This window comes from Pigmentiphaga sp. H8 (assembly GCF_003854895.1).
Classification (GTDB): Bacteria; Pseudomonadota; Gammaproteobacteria; order Burkholderiales; family Burkholderiaceae_B; genus Pigmentiphaga.
Genome location: NZ_CP033966.1, coordinates 1,821,622 through 1,836,489 on the forward strand (window position 1 = coordinate 1,821,622; position 14,868 = coordinate 1,836,489).

Annotated in this window: 16 protein-coding genes; 8 read left to right on the forward strand and 8 right to left on the reverse strand. The window is 67.0% G+C overall.

Annotated elements, in window-relative coordinates:
* The first annotated feature begins 1 nt into the window (after position 1).
* Complete coding sequence (gene edd / locus EGT29_RS08590; RefSeq protein WP_124688628.1) at positions 2–1,822, forward strand: phosphogluconate dehydratase; 1,821 nt, start codon at positions 2–4, stop codon at positions 1,820–1,822.
* 21 nt (positions 1,823–1,843) lie between these two features.
* Here the strand turns inward: edd and EGT29_RS08595 are convergent, their stop codons facing one another.
* Together EGT29_RS08595 and EGT29_RS08600 are read right to left on the reverse strand one after the other, a co-directional pair.
* A complete protein-coding gene (locus EGT29_RS08595) occupies positions 1,844–3,133 on the reverse strand; it encodes an NCS2 family permease (RefSeq protein WP_124688629.1) in 1,290 nt (429 codons plus the stop codon).
* A 241-nt stretch (positions 3,134–3,374) separates the two neighbouring features.
* The gene (locus tag EGT29_RS08600; RefSeq protein ID WP_202865602.1) at positions 3,375–3,713 is read right to left on the reverse strand and encodes a BON domain-containing protein; all 339 of its coding nucleotides are present in this window, start codon (positions 3,711–3,713) and stop codon (positions 3,375–3,377) included.
* A 244-nt stretch (positions 3,714–3,957) separates the two neighbouring features.
* On the opposite strand from EGT29_RS08600, the gene EGT29_RS08605 reads away from it, so the two are divergent.
* The 3 genes from EGT29_RS08605 to EGT29_RS08615 all read left to right on the forward strand — a co-directional run bounded on the left by EGT29_RS08605 (position 3,958) and on the right by EGT29_RS08615 (position 6,954).
* A complete protein-coding gene (locus tag EGT29_RS08605) occupies positions 3,958–4,815 on the forward strand; it encodes a 23S rRNA (adenine(2030)-N(6))-methyltransferase RlmJ (RefSeq protein ID WP_124688630.1) in 858 nt (285 codons plus the stop codon).
* A 161-nt stretch (positions 4,816–4,976) separates the two neighbouring features.
* A complete protein-coding gene (locus EGT29_RS08610) occupies positions 4,977–5,924 on the forward strand; it encodes a fumarylacetoacetate hydrolase family protein (RefSeq protein ID WP_124688631.1) in 948 nt (315 codons plus the stop codon).
* 61 nt (positions 5,925–5,985) lie between these two features.
* The gene (locus EGT29_RS08615) at positions 5,986–6,954 is read left to right on the forward strand and encodes a tripartite tricarboxylate transporter substrate binding protein (RefSeq protein ID WP_124688632.1); all 969 of its coding nucleotides are present in this window, start codon (positions 5,986–5,988) and stop codon (positions 6,952–6,954) included.
* A gap of 12 nt (positions 6,955–6,966) precedes the next feature.
* On the opposite strand, the gene EGT29_RS08620 is transcribed toward EGT29_RS08615, so the two are convergent.
* The 3 genes from EGT29_RS08620 to EGT29_RS08630 all read right to left on the reverse strand — a co-directional run bounded on the left by EGT29_RS08620 (position 6,967) and on the right by EGT29_RS08630 (position 9,278).
* Complete coding sequence (locus EGT29_RS08620) at positions 6,967–7,632, reverse strand: GntR family transcriptional regulator (protein ID WP_124688633.1); 666 nt, start codon at positions 7,630–7,632, stop codon at positions 6,967–6,969.
* A gap of 124 nt (positions 7,633–7,756) precedes the next feature.
* Complete coding sequence (locus EGT29_RS08625; RefSeq protein WP_124688634.1) at positions 7,757–8,743, reverse strand: tripartite tricarboxylate transporter substrate binding protein; 987 nt, start codon at positions 8,741–8,743, stop codon at positions 7,757–7,759.
* 85 nt (positions 8,744–8,828) lie between these two features.
* Entirely contained in the window at positions 8,829–9,278 is a 450-nt protein-coding gene (locus EGT29_RS08630; protein ID WP_124688635.1) for a carboxymuconolactone decarboxylase family protein, read from the reverse strand.
* A gap of 88 nt (positions 9,279–9,366) precedes the next feature.
* On the opposite strand from EGT29_RS08630, the gene EGT29_RS08635 reads away from it, so the two are divergent.
* Together EGT29_RS08635 and EGT29_RS08640 are read left to right on the forward strand one after the other, a co-directional pair.
* Positions 9,367–10,044, forward strand: a complete 678-nt coding sequence (locus EGT29_RS08635) for a GntR family transcriptional regulator (RefSeq protein ID WP_124688636.1) — start codon at positions 9,367–9,369, stop codon at positions 10,042–10,044.
* A 26-nt stretch (positions 10,045–10,070) separates the two neighbouring features.
* Positions 10,071–10,625, forward strand: a complete 555-nt coding sequence (locus EGT29_RS08640) for an AAA family ATPase (RefSeq protein WP_238160328.1) — start codon at positions 10,071–10,073, stop codon at positions 10,623–10,625.
* A 55-nt stretch (positions 10,626–10,680) separates the two neighbouring features.
* Here the strand turns inward: EGT29_RS08640 and ahpF are convergent, their stop codons facing one another.
* From ahpF to EGT29_RS08655, 3 genes are all read right to left on the reverse strand, one after another.
* A complete protein-coding gene (gene ahpF / locus EGT29_RS08645; protein ID WP_124688637.1) occupies positions 10,681–12,270 on the reverse strand; it encodes an alkyl hydroperoxide reductase subunit F in 1,590 nt (529 codons plus the stop codon).
* Positions 12,271–12,375: 105 nt separating this feature from the next.
* Positions 12,376–12,939, reverse strand: a complete 564-nt coding sequence (ahpC, locus tag EGT29_RS08650) for an alkyl hydroperoxide reductase subunit C (protein WP_124688638.1) — start codon at positions 12,937–12,939, stop codon at positions 12,376–12,378.
* Between the two features lie 241 nt (positions 12,940–13,180).
* Positions 13,181–13,876, reverse strand: a complete 696-nt coding sequence (locus tag EGT29_RS08655) for a glutathione S-transferase family protein (RefSeq protein ID WP_124688639.1) — start codon at positions 13,874–13,876, stop codon at positions 13,181–13,183.
* A gap of 105 nt (positions 13,877–13,981) precedes the next feature.
* On the opposite strand from EGT29_RS08655, the gene EGT29_RS08660 reads away from it, so the two are divergent.
* A complete protein-coding gene (locus EGT29_RS08660; RefSeq protein ID WP_124688640.1) occupies positions 13,982–14,227 on the forward strand; it encodes a hypothetical protein in 246 nt (81 codons plus the stop codon).
* Between the two features lie 78 nt (positions 14,228–14,305).
* Positions 14,306–14,845: a DUF4142 domain-containing protein gene (locus tag EGT29_RS08665; protein ID WP_124688641.1), complete on the forward strand. Its 540-nt coding sequence runs from the start codon at positions 14,306–14,308 to the stop codon at positions 14,843–14,845.
* The last annotated feature ends 23 nt before the right edge of the window (positions 14,846–14,868 follow it).

Here is a 14,868-nt window from a genome sequence, read left to right on the forward strand (position 1 = left end):
CATGCCCTTGCATCCCGTCTTACAGGAAGTCACCGACCGCATCATCGCGCGCGGCGGGGACCGCCGCGCGCGGTGGCTGGAGGAAACCCGCGCGCGGGCCGGCACGAAGGTCGAGCGCAGCCAACTGTCGTGTACCAACCTGGCGCACGGTTTCGCGGCCATGCCCGATCGCGCGAAGCTCATGCTCAAGGTGCAGGAGCAGCCCAACGTGGCCATCGTGTCGGCCTACAACGACATGTTGTCGGCCCACCAGCCCCTGGCCGAATTTCCCGCCTGGATCAAGGAAGCCGCGCTGGCGGCCGGCGCCACGGCGCAGTTCGCCGGCGGCGTGCCGGCCATGTGCGACGGCGTCACCCAGGGCCAGGCGGGCATGGAGCTGTCGCTGTTCTCGCGCGACGTCATCGCGATGGCCACGGCCGTGGCCCTGTCGCACCAGATGTTCGACGCGGGGGTGTACCTGGGCGTGTGCGACAAGATCGTCCCGGGCCTGGTCATCGGCGCGCTGTCCTTCGGCCACCTGCCGGCCGTGTTCATCCCGGCCGGGCCCATGACCACTGGCGTGGGCAACGACGAGAAGGCCAGGATCCGCCAGTTGTATGCCGAAGGCAAGGTCGGCCGCGCGCAATTGCTGGAGGCCGAGAGCCTGGCCTACCATGGGCCGGGCACCTGTACCTTCTACGGCACCGCCAATTCGAACCAGATGCTGATGGAGTTCATGGGCCTGCACCTGCCCGGAACCTCCTTCGTCAATCCCCACACTCCGATGCGCGAGGCCCTGACCCGCGAGGCGGCCAGGCATGCCGTGTCGCTGTGGCACGGCGGCGGGCGGTACACGCCGCTGTGCGACGTCCTGGACGAGAAGGCCTTCGTCAACGGTATCGTCGGGCTGATGGCCACCGGCGGTTCGACCAACCACACCCTGCACCTGGTGGCGATGGCGCGGGCCGCCGGCATCGTGCTGAACTGGGACGACTTCCATGCCTTGTCCGAGGTGGTGCCGCTGCTGGCGCGCGTCTACCCGAACGGCAAGGCCGACGTGAACGGATTCCATGCCGCGGGCGGCCTGCAATTCGTCATTCGCCAACTGCGGATGGGAGGGCTGCTGCACGACGACGTCACCACCATCATGGGCAAGGGGCTAGAGGCCTATTGCCGCGAGCCCTATCTGCAGGACGGCCGGCTGGCCTGGCGGGACGGCGCCGAGGTTCCGGGCGACGAGACCATCGTGCGTCCGCTGGACCGTCCGTTCTCGCCCAACGGCGGGCTGCGCGTGCTGGAAGGCAACCTGGGCCGTTCCATCATCAAGATCTCGGCGGTGGCGCCCGAGCACCAGGTGGTGGAAGCGCCCGCCATCGTGTTCGACGACCAGGACGAGGTGCTGGCCGCTTTCCAACGTGGCGAGCTGGAGCGGGATTTCGTCGCGGTCGTGCGCTGGCAGGGGCCGGCCGCCAACGGCATGCCCGAACTGCACAAGCTCACGCCCACGCTGTCCGTGTTGCAGGGAAGAGGGTTCCAGGTTGCGCTGGTGACCGACGGCCGCATGTCGGGGGCTTCGGGCAAGGTGCCGGCGGCCATCCATGTCACGCCGGAAGCCTTGAAGGGCGGTGCCATCGGCAGGGTGCGGACCGGAGACCGGGTGCGGCTGGATGCGGGGCGCGGCGTGCTGGAGGTACTGGCGGACCTGGCGGCCCGCCCGGCCCAGGCCGTGCCCGACCTGCGGCCGCATCGCCGCGGCGTGGGACGCGACCTGTTCGGTCACATGCGGCGGGCGGCCAGCGCGGCCGAGGAGGGAGCCTGCACCTTGTTCGTCGACGAGGATTAGGCTCCCGCTCCCGTTCGCGGATCAGGCCGCGAAGAAGGCGAAGCGGATCAGGAACAGGATGGCGATCAGCCAGGCCGCGGGATGAATTTCACGGACGCGGCCGGTGCAAGCCTTGAGCACGACGTAGCTGATGAAGCCGAACGCGAGGCCGGTGGCGATCGAGTACGTGAAGGGCATGGCCAGCGCGGTCAGCGCGGCCGGGATGGCTTCGGTGATGTCGTCCCACTTGACGTCGATCAGCTCGCGCATCATCAGGCCGGCCACGTACAGCAGCGCGGGCGCGGTGGCGTAGGCGGGCACCGAGCCGGCCAGCGGCGAGATGAACAGCGCGGCCAGGAACAGCGCGCCGACCACCAGGGCCGTCAGGCCGGTACGGCCGCCGGCCTGGACGCCCGAGGCGCTTTCGACGTAGGCCGTGGTGCTGCTGGTGCCCAGCAGCGAGCCCGCGGTGATGGCGGTGCTGTCGGCCAGCAGGGCGCGGCCGATGCGGTTCTTGCCCTCGGCCAGCAGGCCGGCGCGCTTGGCCACGCCCATCAGCGTGCCGGTGGCGTCGAACACCTCGACCAGCACGAACACCAGCACCACGTGCACGAAGCCCATGTGCAGCGCGCCCAGGATGTCCAGTTGCAGGAAGGTGGGCGCCAGGCTGGGGGGCGTCGAGAACACGCCGTGGAATTCGTTGATGCCCAGCACCATGCTGAGCACGGTGATGATCAGGATGCCCAGCAGGATGGCGCCGCGGACCTTCAGCGCGTCCAGCACGGCGATGATGAAGAAGCCGAGTATCGCCAGGAGCGGGGCGGGCTTGTGCAGGTCGCCCATGGTAATCAGCGTGGCCGGACTGGCGACCACGATGCCCGAGCTGCTGAGCGCGATGATGGCCAGGAACAGGCCGATACCGGCCGCGATGGCGCTGCGCAGGGAAGGCGCGATGCCCGCGATCAGCCAGCTTCGCACGCCCGTGACGGTCAGCACGATGAAGATGACGCCCGAGATGAAGACCGCGCCCAGCGCCTGCTGCCAGGTAAAGCCCAGCGTGGCCACGACGGTGAATGCGAAGAACGCGTTCAGCCCCATGCCGGGCGCCATGCCGATGGGGTAGTTGGCGACGAAGGCCATCATCAGCGAGCCGATCGCCGCCGCGATGCAGGTGGCGGCGAAGACGGCGCCCTTGTCCATGCCGGTGGTGGACAGGATCTGCGGGTTGACGAAGATGATGTAGGACATGGTCAGGAACGTGGTGATTCCCGCCAGCAGCTCGGTGCGAGCATTGGTGCCGTGTTCGTGGAGTTTGAATAGGCGCTCTAGCATGGTGGCTTCCAGGTGCGTGGACGATAGTGGGAAGCCATGCGCAGCGCCCGTTGCGGCGCGCGCCGCCGCTGCGGCTTGGCGCGTGCCGATCCGGCCCCGTCTACGGCCTGTCCCCCCAGGCGCATATTAGGGGCGGTTCATCAAAATGAAAAGCGAGGTATGGCAGGACTTCGGGCGGGCTGTTCGGGGCTTTCCGCCTGGAGCCGGGCGGCGGTCGACGGCGCCGCCCGTGGAGCACCGATCAGCGGTCGCCCGTCTTCTTGAGCTGGATGTCGTTCCTGACGTCCTGGACGCCGTCGATGCCGCGCGCCACCCGCACGGCCGAATCGATCTGCGCGGAGTCGTCCGCCGAGCCGGACAACTGCACGACGCCCTTGACCGTCTTGACCTTGATGCTGAGCGACTGCGTCGCCTGTTCCTTCAGCAGCGCGGCCTTGACCTTGGTGGTGATCACCGTGTCGCCGGCGAAGCTGCTGGCCGACTCCTTGGTGCTCTGGCCGTCGCTCTGAGCCATGGCCAGGGGCGTGGCGGCTGAGAAGGCTGCAATCATGGCGGCGATCATCAGGTTGCGTGTCCTCATCGATCTCTCCTTGAAAGCGGCCGTTCCAGCGGGTGGAGGTGGCCGATGCTTTCAACATACGAGGGCGGCCGCTCGGGTGTCAAAGCAGGCTGTGTGCATTTGTAAGGCGTGATGCCAGCGCAGGCCGGTTTCACGCGGATCCCGGTGCAAGCCGTCACGATTGCAAGGGATGCGTGGCACATGTAACGCCGCGTGGGCGTCCTTCACGCCGGGCGCCTACAATGGGCGCTCTTCTGGAAAGTCCATGTTCAGCTATCGCCATGCCTTCCACGCCGGCAACCATGCCGACGTGCTCAAACACCTCGTCCTCGTGCAGCTGCTGCGCTATTTCGCCCAGAAAGACGCGCCGTACTGGTACATCGACACCCACGCGGGCGCCGGGATCTACGCGCTGGAAGGCGACTGGGCGGGCAAGAACGCCGAGTTCGAGACCGGCATCGCACGCCTGTGGACGCGCGACGACCTGCCCGGCATCGTGGCCGAATACGTGGACGAGATCGCCGCCTTCAACGAGGACGATCTGCTGCGCCACTATCCCGGGTCGCCCTTCATCGCGGCGCAGGCGCTGCGCGAACGGGACCGCCTGCGGCTGTTCGAGCTGCACCCCACCGAGATCGACGTCCTGCGGCGCAACTGCCGCCACCTGGGCCGGGAGATCGAGCGCCACACCATGATCTATGCCGCCGACGGCTTCGACGGCGTGAAGGCCCTGCTGCCGCCCCCGACGCGGCGCGGCATCGTGCTGATCGACCCGTCGTACGAGGACAAGCGCGACTACGCCCGTGTCCTTCACTGCCTGGAAGAGGGCTTGAAGCGTTTCGCTACCGGCTGCTTCGCGGTCTGGTATCCGCAGGTGCAGCGGCTGGAATCGCAGCAACTGGCGGGGCGGCTGGCGCGCGTGCCCGCGCGCGCCTGGCTGCACGTCAGCCTGACCGTGCGCAAGCCGTCGAGCGACGGCCTAGGCCTGTACGGCAGCGGCATGTTCATCGTCAATCCGCCGTGGGTGCTGGAGTCGGCCCTGAAGGAAATCATGCCCTGGCTGACCGAGGTCCTGGCCCAGGACGCCGGCGCCACGTTCACGCTGGAAAGCCGCGAAGGCTAGGCCGCTACGCCCCCCTAAACACGCCGGGTTCCCTCCCGCCACGCCGAGTCCTCTCCAGGAGGCTCGGCGTTTTTTATGGTTGAATTCAATTGAATTCAGTTGAATTTAACTGAATTCAGGAATAGCATCGCCCACTTCGATACGCTGATTGAGGCCCCCGCATGAGACTCGCCACCTTTACCGTCCCTGCCGAATCCTCCGCCGCCCGCGTCGGGGTGCTGTGCAAGGACCGCATGCTCGACCTGGCCCGCTGCGCGGCCGCCGTGGAGCCGGGGGAAGGAGCCTTCCCGCGCTCGATGCGTACGTTGCTGGAGGAGGGGGACGCCGGCCTGGCGCGCGCCCGGCGGCTGCTCGAGGCGGCCTCGGGCGACGCCGCGCTGCGCGAGCGCCATGCCTACGCGCTGGAAGCGGTCCGGCTGCTGCCGCCCGTGCCCGATGCCGAGAAATTCCTGTGCGTGGGCAAGAACTACCGCACCCATCTCGAAGAACTCAAGCGCACCGATCTCATCAAGGAACTGCCCGAGGAACCGACGGGTTTCATCAAGCTCAACGCCTGCCTGGTGGGGCAGGATGCCGAGGTGGAGCGGCCGGTCGATGTGCCGCACCTGGACTACGAACCCGAACTGGTGTTCGTGATCGGCAAGCCCGCCTATCGCGCGCGCCGCGAGGACGCCTTCAACTACGTGGCCGGCATCACCATCCTGAACGACCTGACCTGCCGCGATACCCAGAAGCGCGAGGTCGCGTCGGGCTCGCGTTTCTGGACGGCTAAGAACGCACCGGGCTTCGGGCCGCTGGGGCCGTACCTCATCACGATGGACGAGGTGCGCGACGCCTACGACATCTGGGTGACCTGCCGCGTCAACGGCGAAGCGCGCATGCGCGTCAATACCTCCGATCAGATCTGGAAGCTGCCGGACATCATCGAGCATTTCTCCAGGCTGCTGCCGCTCAAGCCCGGCGACATGTTTTCCACCGGCGCGCCCGGCGGCGTGGCGGTGGGCAAGCCCAATGCCGACGAGTTGTTCCTGAAGCCGGGGGACGTGGTCGAGTGCGCGTTCGAGGAACCCGCCATGGCCTTGCGCACGCGCATCGTCGCGGCGCGCTGAACCCCGCCGGGAACGATCAATAACAACGCCTGGCGACTGTTTTCATTGGAGGAGATGGATCATGAAATGTGCAATCGATACGGCGCGCCGCACGGCCTGCGCGGCGGCGGCCTTGCTGCCGCTGGTCGCGGTGCTGCCCGCCCCGGCCCAGGCGCAGGCCTTTCCGTCGCGGCCGGTGACCATCGTGGTGCCGTTCCCGCCCGGCGGCGGCGCCGATACCCTGGCACGCATACTGGGCGCCCACTTGACCAAGGTCTGGAAGACCCAGGTGATCGTGGACAACCGGCCGGGTGCCAGCGGACACATCGGGGCCAACTTCGTGGCGCGGGCGCCGGCCGACGGCTACACGCTGATGATGAGTTCGACCGCCTCGCTCGACAAGAAGAACGTCGGGCAGTTCGCGCCCATCTCGCTGGTGTCGGCCTCCGCCTACGTGGTGGTGGTCAACCCCCGGCTGGGCATCAACAGCATCAAGGAGCTGGTGGCCAGGGCCAAGGCCGAACCCGGCAAGCTGACCTTCGGTTCGTCGGGCATAGGCGCGGCCTCGCATCTGTCCGTGGAACTGTTCAAGGAAGTGGCGGGCATCGAGATGATGCACGTGCCCTACAAGGGGACGGGCCAGGCCGTGACCGACCTCCTGGGCGGGACGCTGAACCTGATGTTCGCGCCGGCGCAGACGGTGATGGGCTATGTCGACACGGGCCGCCTGAAAGCGCTTGCCGTGACGAGCGCTGAACGCTCCAAGGCCCTGCCCAACCTGCCCACGGTGGCCGAGGCGGGGGTGCCGGGTTACGCGGCGGTGGGCTGGTTCGGCCTGCTGGCCCCGGTGGGCACGCCCGCCGCGGTGGTCGACAAGCTGAACAAGGACGTGAATGCCGCGCTGCGCGAGCCCGAGATCGTCAAGCAGATGATGGAGCATGGCGCCGAGCCCTCGCTGACGACGCCGGCCGAGTTCGGGACTTTCATTCGCGCCGAGCTGGAGCAATGGACCCGCTTGATCGACAAGCTGGGTATCGTCGTGGGCGGCTGAACGCCGGCGGCCCTAGTCGGACTGCCGGTTGAGCAGGTAGCTGACGCGGGCACGCTGCCCGCCGGTCAGGTGCCGGACCATGGCCGCGCGGGCGCCGTCGGCGTCATGCGCGGCAATGCACTCGACCAGCTCGGCATGTTCGGCATAGGCGTCCTGCAGGCGCTTGGGGTTGGTGGCCGTGGCCGGTCCCAGCAGGATCATGGGCGTCTGCAGGGCGCGCAGCGTGCTGATCACGTAGCGGTTGTGCGCGGTGCGGTACAGGGCGTTGTGGAAGCGCCGATTGTGGCGCTCGCGCTCGATGGGCTCGTTCAGGACCGAGCGTTCGAACTCGAGCATCTCGCGCAGGACGTCGATCTCGGCATCGGTCGCATTCTTGGCCGCCATGCCGACCGCCGCCGGTTCGATCACGAAGCGCAGCGCATAGAGCTCGTTCACCATCTGATGGTCGAGTTCGGCGATCACGCGGCCCAGATAGGGCTGGTGCACGATCAGGCCGTCGGTCTCGAGCCAGGCGATGGCTTCGCGCACCGGCGTGCGGCTGATGGCGAGCCGGTCGGCCAGGGCGTTCACGCTGACGCGGTCGCCCGGCTTGAGAACGCCGGTCTCGATGGCTTCCTGCAATTGCCGATAGGCGGCCTGGCCTAGCGATTCAGGCTTTTTTTCTGGAATGTGTGGCATGGATTTCACCGCTCGACGAGAAGGTACGGGCAGGGCGGTCGTAATGGTGCCACGTTTCGTGCTTGCGGTGGTTCGAGGGGACGCGCGCAGGCCCCGCCTGGACGGGGCCTGCGCGCGCGGGGCGTCAATCCGCGCGGATGTTGTTGCTCCGGATGATGTTTCCCCACAGCGCGATCTCGCTCGCCACGTAGGTGGTGAAATCGCGGCTGCCGCGGAACGCCACCTGGACGCCGGTCTTGCGCATGACCTCGGCCACCGTCGGATCTTCCAGCGCGCGGCGATTGGCATCTTCGAGCTTCTGCACGACGGCCGCCGGCGTACCCGCCGGCGCGAACACGCCGGCCCAGGTGGCCGACACCACCGAGGGATAGCCTTTCTCGGCGAAGGTCGGCACGTCGGGCAGGGCGAAGTGGCGCGCGGGCGCCGCGACCGCCAGCGCGCGCGTCTTGCCCGCGCGCAGGTTGGGCAGCGAGACCGCCACCGTGTCGAACATCATGGTGATGTTGCCGGCCAGGAGATCGAGCGAGGCCGGGGCGCCGCCCCGGTAGGGCACGTGCACCAGATCGACTTTCGCGGCCTGCTTGAACAGTTCCCCCGCCAGGTGCAGCGAGGTGCCGTTGCCGGCGGAGCCGTAGGTCAGCTTGCCGGGCTCGCGCTTGGCCTGCGCGACCAGGTCCTCGACCGACCGGATGCTGGACGTGGCGTTGACCGCCAGCACGTTCGGCACCGAACCCCAATGGGCCACCGGGATGAAGTCCTTGACCGCGTCATAGGGCATCTTGGCGTACAGCGAGGGATTGACGCCGTGCGTGGCCGAGGTGCCGACCAGCAGGACATAGCCGGTGGGGGCCGCGCGGGCCACCTGCTCGGCGCCGATGTTGCCGCCGGCGCCGGGTTTGTTCTCGATCACGACGGGCTGGCCGAGTTCGCGGCTGAGCGCCGAACCCACCGCGCGGGCCATCTGGTCGATGGCGCCGCCGGGTGCGAACGGGACGATGAGCTGGACCGGCCGGGTGGGATAGTCCTGCGCGGCGGCGGCCAGCGGCCAGCCGAAGGCGGCGGCCAGCGCGAGCACGCCGGCCCGCCGGGTGGGGCGGAAGAAGGAAGTCATGTTGTCTCCTGGTTATTGTCTGTGGCGATGCCACGCGGCGATTGTGTGGATGAAAAGGCCGGGTCGCCGAGGCCGGCCGGCTGTATCAGCCCTGGGATTCCTTCTTGGTTTCGTGGTCGGCGATGTTGGCCAGCAGCTCGGCGCCGCGGTTGGCGGCCGAGAGCCCCCGGAACAGGAAGCACAGGCTGACGACCGCCTGCATTTCCTCCCAGGTCGCGCCGGCGCGGCGCGCGGCGATGCCATGCAGGACGGCGGCGTCGCTCAGGTCCATCAGCAGCATGCCGAACAGCATCAGCTGCGCGGTTTTCACGTCGAAGCACTTCGGGTACATCGCGTGCTCGCGCATCTGCTCCTGCAGGTCCACCAGCTTGGGATCGAGCGCGCCGGTCACGGCCAAGCGGGCCTCGATGCGGGGCGGAACGAAGCCGATCAGTTCCTGGTAGATGGCGGCGCGCTCGTCCAGGCTCTGTTCGGTGTCGGCGTAGGGGCCGATGCGGGCGTCGACGGCGGCACGGTCGATACGTTTGGGCAGCATGGGAAAATCCTCCTGGTTGTCGATTTTCGTTTATATTTATTTAAATCGATTTTACAGTCAATATCGATTTTATGGCTGACACCGGTCCATGAGCACATCCCTGACCTCCCAATTGACCCAGTCGCTGCGCGACGAACTGCTGAACGGCACCTTCCGCCCGGGCCAGCAATTGCGGCTGAACCAGCTCAGCCAGCAGTTCCATGTCAGCCTGAGTCCGCTGCGCGAGGCCTTGTCGCGGCTGGCGGCCGAGGGGCTGGTGATCGCGCAGGACCAGCGCGGCTACCAGGCCGCGCCGGTGTCCGTGCGCAACCACCAGGAAATCACCGAGCTGCGCACCATGCTGGAGCCGCACGCGCTGCGGATTTCCATGCAGCAGGGCGGCGAAGACTGGGAGGTCGCGGTGCTGGCGGCGCACCACCGCCTGCAGCAGGTCGAGAAGCGGGCCGCTTCCGATCCCGAGGCGCTTGCCGAATGGGAGATCCGCCACCGCGAGTTCCACCTGATGCTGATCGGCGGCGGCCAGATGCCCGTGCTGGCCCAGTTCTGCGAGAAGCTGCTGGCGTTCTCCGACCGCTACCGCCGCATCTTCCTGCGCGAGCGTCCGCTGGACCGCGACATTCCCGACGAACACGAGGCCATCCTGCGCGCCACCCTGGACCGCGACGAGGCGCGCGCGGGCGAACTGCTGGCCCAGCACATCGGGCGCACGGCGGCCAACATCGCCATCCTGCTCGAGCAATGGGAGTCCGGCGACGAAGCCGCCTAGGCATTCATGGGGGCGTCGATGCCATAATGCCCGGCATGGAAATGGTTTTTATCTATGGACCCGTCGCATCCGGCAAATTGACCATTGCACGGGAGCTCGGTCGCCTGACCGGTTTTTCCGTCTTCCACAATCACCTGATTGTCGATGCCGTGGCTTCCGTGTTCCCCTTCGGTACCGAACCGTTTGTCAGGCTGCGGGAACGCATGTGGCTTGAAATGATGCACGAGGCCGCTGTGGCCGCGCGCTCCCTTGTCTTCACGTTCGCGCCGGAGCCGTCGGTTGCCGCGGGCTTTCCCCGGCGGGCGCTCGACGTGGTGAAGGCCGCCGGCGGCAGGACACGGTTCGTCCGACTGAGCGTTCCCGTGGCCGAGCAGGAAAAGCGCCTGGTCGCGCCCAGCCGTGCCGAGTTCGGGAAGCTTCGATCGCTCGATCTCCTGCGGGAATTGCGCGAGCAGTTTGCCGCGTCCGAGCGAGCCATGCCGGAGCCGCACGTCGCCATCGATACCTGCGCGCTGGCGCCCGCGGACGCGGCCCGCGCGATCATCAAGGCACTGGCCTTGCCCTTGGCATCCACCAAATAAAAAAGGCCCGCGAGGCGAACCTCGCGGGCCTTGGACCGCCAACCCAGCAACGGAATCAGGCGGGCACTGCAGCCGTTTCCGGCGCGTCGGCTTCCACCGACGAGCGGATCAGGTGGTCGAAGGCGCTGAGCGCGGCCTTCGCGCCTTCACCCGCGGCGATGATGATCTGCTTGTACGGCACGGTCGTCACGTCGCCCGCGGCGAACACGCCGGGCACCGAGGTCTGGCCCCTGGCATCGACCTCGATTTCCCCATGTTTGCTCAGCGCCAGGGTGCCCTTGAGCCATTCGGTGTTGGGCACCAGGCCGATCTGCACGAACACGCCTTCGAGTTCGATGTGGTGCTCGTCGCCCGATTGCCGGTCCTTGTACTTCAGGCCGTTCACCTTCTTGCCGTCACCGGTGATCTCGGTGGTCTGCGCCTGGGTGATGACCGTGACGTTGGACAGGCTGTTGAGCTTGCGCTGCAGCACCGCATCGGCACGCAGTTCGGGGGCGAATTCCAGCAGGGTCACGTGTTCGACCAGGCCGGCCAGGTCGATCGCCGCTTCCACGCCCGAGTTGCCGCCGCCGATCACGGACACGCGCTTGCCCTTGAACAGCGGGCCGTCGCAGTGCGGGCAGTACGCCACGCCGTGGTTGCGGTACTCGCGCTCGCCCGGCACGTTCACCTCGCGCCAGCGGGCGCCGGTGGCCAGGATGACGGATCGGCCCTTGAGCACGCCGCCGTTGGCCAGCTTGACCTCGATCATCTTGGCGCCGGGCACCAGGGCCTCGGCGCGTTGCACGTTCATGATGTCGACGTCGTAGGCCTTGACGTGTTCTTCCAGCGCGGTGGCGAACTGGGGCCCCTCGGTCTCCTTGACGGAGATGAAGTTCTCGATCGCCAGCGTGTCCAGGACCTGGCCGCCGAAGCGCTCGGCCACGACGCCGGTGCGGATGCCCTTGCGCGCCGCGTAGACGGCCGCGGCCGCGCCCGCCGGCCCGCCGCCGACGATCAGCACGTCGTACGGTTCGCGCGCGCTCAGCTTCTCGGCGTCGCGCTGGCCCGCGCCGCTGTCGAGCTTGGCAAGGAATTCTTCCACGCTCATGCGGCCCTGGCCGAACACTTCGCCGTTCAGGTAGACCGTGGGCACGGCCATGACCTGGCGCTTCTCGACCTCGTCCTCGAACAGCGCGCCGTCGATCGTGACCTGGCGGATGCGCGGGTTCAGCAGCGACATCACGTTCAGCGCCTGGACGACCTCGGGGCAGTTCTGGCAGGACAGCGACACATAGGTCTCGAACGAGAAGTCGCCGTCCAGGTTCTTGATCTGCTCGATCACGTCGGCATCGAGCTTGATCGGGTGGCCGCCGACCTGGAGCAGGGCCAGGACCAGCGACGTGAATTCATGGCCCAGGGGAATGGCGGCAAAGCGGATGCCGATGTCCTGGCCGGGGCGGTTGATGGTGAAGGAGGGCTTGCGCTCGGCGTCGTCGCGTCGCTCGATCAGCGTGATGCGTTCCGACAGTCCGGCGATTTCCTTCAGGAGTTCAGCGAGCTCGCGAGACTTGTCGCCGTCGTCGAGGGACGCGACGATCTCGATCGGCTGCGTGATTTTTTCCAGGTAGGCCTGCAACTGGGTCTTGAGATTGGCGTCCAACATATTTCGCTCCCTTCGCTCCGTATCTTGTGTTCTCGGATGGCGCCCGGGCCGCTTGTGGCGCCCCGGGCGGTACTGCGTTTGTTTCTGCTACTGCCGTTGCGTGACTTAGATCTTGCCGACCAGGTCCAGCGAAGGAGCCAGCGTCTTCTCGCCTTCCTTCCACTTGGCGGGGCAGACTTCGCCCGGGTGGTTGGCCACGTAGATGGCGGCCTTGACCTTGCGCAGCAGTTCCTTGGCGTCGCGGCCGATGCCTTCGGCGGTCACTTCGACGGCCTGGATCACGCCTTGCGGGTCGATGATGAAGGTGCCGCGGTCGGCCAGGCCCTGGCCTTCACGCAGGACTTCGAAGTTCTGGGTGACTTCCCAGGTGGGGTCGCCGATCATCGTGTACTTGATCTTGCCGATGGCGGGCGAGGTGTCGTGCCAGGCCTTGTGCGAGAAGTGGGTGTCGGTCGAGACCGAGAACACCTCGACGCCCAGCTTCTGGAATTCGGCGTAGTTGTCGGCCAGGTCTTCCAGCTCGGTCGGGCACACGAAGGTGAAGTCGGCCGGATAGAACACCACCACGGCCCACTTGCCCTTCAGGGTCTGGTCGGTGACTTCGACGAACTTGCCTTCCTTGAAGGCGGTCGCTTTGAACGGCTTGACCTGAGTATTGACTAGAGACATTGCAGTTTCCTCTCTTGCTGGGTTGAAAAGACGTATATGAATGGTATACGTCACTGGATAATTGATCAAATTGATTGATTTAATATGGTCGATCGTAAAATGCTATCAACCATCGTAGGCGACGGATGCTTCAGGAGCATGTCGGAAGAGGCGGTCGTCCGTCCGGCGCCGGCCCGGATGGCAAAGGATATGAGGCCGGCCCGCCCGCTTACAAGCGATGTTGCAGTTGGACGTGCCGGGTTCAGGCGCGCAGCGACGGCATGCGCCGCGCCACCGGGCCGGCGGCCTCCAGCATGCGCTCGAGCCACTGCGCGACCACGTCGTCGTCGGCCAGGATGGGGAAGTCGCTGACGCAGCGGGCCCACTGGAAGCCGCCGAAGACGATGTAGTCGGCATAGGCGGGGGCGTCGCCGCACAGGAAGGGCTGGGCCTTGAGCACCAGCCGCAGCGGTATCAGGCCGGCCCGGAAATCCTCGACGCGGGTGTCGCGGTCGGCGCAGGCGGCAGCCAGCGGCATGCCCAGGCGCTGCTCGCGGCTGCTGTGGAAGTAGGACAGGTCGCCTTCGTGCAGCGTGGCGGGGATATCGACCAGCACCAGGCGCGTCAGGCCGGGCAGTTGCACGGAATCGGCCCAGCTGTTGACGAACCTGGCCATGGCCTGGGCCTGCGGTCCGCCGAACAGCGACGGCGCGTCGGGATAGGCCGTTTCGAGATACAGCGCGATCTGCCACGAATCGGACACCACCCGGTCGCCATCGACCAGCACGGGCACGCGGCCCTGGCCCGAGAACGCGAGCTTGTCCTTTTCCGTGAAGCGCCATGGCACGGTCTCCACCTCCAGGCCCTTGTGCGCCAGCGCCAGCCGCGCGCGCCAGCAATAGGGGCTGAAGCGGAAGTCGGGATTGGCGCCGGCAAGGTCGTACAGGAGTCTGGCCATGGATCGGGTCTCGGGTGAAAGCGGGGCGAGCGACAACTATACCGCCTGCACGGGGAACGAGGCTTGCTGGCAGGTGGGACCAACCGCACATCGAGTGAGCACACCATGGGATCGAAAAAAGAGGACGAGAAACAGCGCCCGTCGAACGAGCAGGGCGTGGGACAGCTCGCGTCGCTGCCCGAGAGCACCGGCGCCGAGGAAGGTGCGCCGCCATCCAGGCGGGCGGAGCACAAGCCCGCCACCCGCTACGACGGATCGCCGCAGCCCGACCCCCGGCAGGATCGGCCCGGCCTGAGCGCACCGCAGGACGATACGCCCGCGGTGCTGGAGAAGCGGGAAGGGCGCAGGTAAGGCGTCGCAGCCGATGGCTGCGTCGTCCGGGTACGGGGATTGCTGAGACCCCGGTGTCTTGATCACAGGAGAATTGCCATGCATCGATTGCAGACCGCCGTATTGGCCGCTGCGCTGGCGTTCGGCGCCGGCTCGGCCGCAGCCGCCGACCTTGCCCGCAAGGACGCGCGCTTTCTACAGGACGCCGCCGAGAGCGGGCAGCTGGAGATCGGCGCCAGCCAGATCGCCGAGCGCAACGCCTCGCATCCCGACGTGAAGAGCTTCGCCAAGATGATGGTGGACGATCACACGAAGGTGGACGGCGAGCTGAAGACGCTGGCTTCCAGCAAGGGCGTGCAACTGCCAGCCGAGCCTACCCGCAAGGTCCGCTCGTCGCTGAGCGACCTGCAGAAGAAAAGCGGCCCGGACTTTGACAAGGAATACGCCGACGACATCGCGGTCGATGCGCACGAGGATGCCGTCAAGCTGTTCGAGAAGGCGGCCAAGGATGCCGAGGACTCGGACGTGAAGGCCTTCGCCAGCAAGACGCTGCCCAGCCTGCAGCAGCATCTGGCCAAGGGCAAGGAACTGAAAAGCCTGGTCAAGTCCACCCAGGACAACGCCAAGATGAAGCGTTAGCGCCTGAAGAAACGCCCCCCGGC

Coding starts and splice junctions, on each gene's coding strand:
- EGT29_RS08595 (WP_124688629.1), bottom strand. CDS start 3,133: ATGCTAGAGCGCCTATTCAAACTCCACGAACACGGCACCAATGCTCGC.
- EGT29_RS08630 (WP_124688635.1), bottom strand. CDS start 9,278: ATGCTGCCCAAACGTATCGACCGTGCCGCCGTCGACGCCCGCATCGGC.
- EGT29_RS08600 (WP_202865602.1), bottom strand. CDS start 3,713: ATGAGGACACGCAACCTGATGATCGCCGCCATGATTGCAGCCTTCTCA.
- EGT29_RS08605 (WP_124688630.1), top strand. CDS start 3,958: ATGTTCAGCTATCGCCATGCCTTCCACGCCGGCAACCATGCCGACGTG.
- EGT29_RS08665 (WP_124688641.1), top strand. CDS start 14,306: ATGCATCGATTGCAGACCGCCGTATTGGCCGCTGCGCTGGCGTTCGGC.
- edd (WP_124688628.1), top strand. CDS start 2: ATGCCCTTGCATCCCGTCTTACAGGAAGTCACCGACCGCATCATCGCG.
- EGT29_RS08635 (WP_124688636.1), top strand. CDS start 9,367: ATGAGCACATCCCTGACCTCCCAATTGACCCAGTCGCTGCGCGACGAA.
- EGT29_RS08615 (WP_124688632.1), top strand. CDS start 5,986: ATGAAATGTGCAATCGATACGGCGCGCCGCACGGCCTGCGCGGCGGCG.
- EGT29_RS08620 (WP_124688633.1), bottom strand. CDS start 7,632: ATGCCACACATTCCAGAAAAAAAGCCTGAATCGCTAGGCCAGGCCGCC.
- ahpF (WP_124688637.1), bottom strand. CDS start 12,270: ATGTTGGACGCCAATCTCAAGACCCAGTTGCAGGCCTACCTGGAAAAA.
- EGT29_RS08640 (WP_238160328.1), top strand. CDS start 10,071: ATGCCCGGCATGGAAATGGTTTTTATCTATGGACCCGTCGCATCCGGC.
- EGT29_RS08655 (WP_124688639.1), bottom strand. CDS start 13,876: ATGGCCAGACTCCTGTACGACCTTGCCGGCGCCAATCCCGACTTCCGC.
- EGT29_RS08625 (WP_124688634.1), bottom strand. CDS start 8,743: ATGACTTCCTTCTTCCGCCCCACCCGGCGGGCCGGCGTGCTCGCGCTG.
- ahpC (WP_124688638.1), bottom strand. CDS start 12,939: ATGTCTCTAGTCAATACTCAGGTCAAGCCGTTCAAAGCGACCGCCTTC.
- EGT29_RS08610 (WP_124688631.1), top strand. CDS start 4,977: ATGAGACTCGCCACCTTTACCGTCCCTGCCGAATCCTCCGCCGCCCGC.
- EGT29_RS08660 (WP_124688640.1), top strand. CDS start 13,982: ATGGGATCGAAAAAAGAGGACGAGAAACAGCGCCCGTCGAACGAGCAG.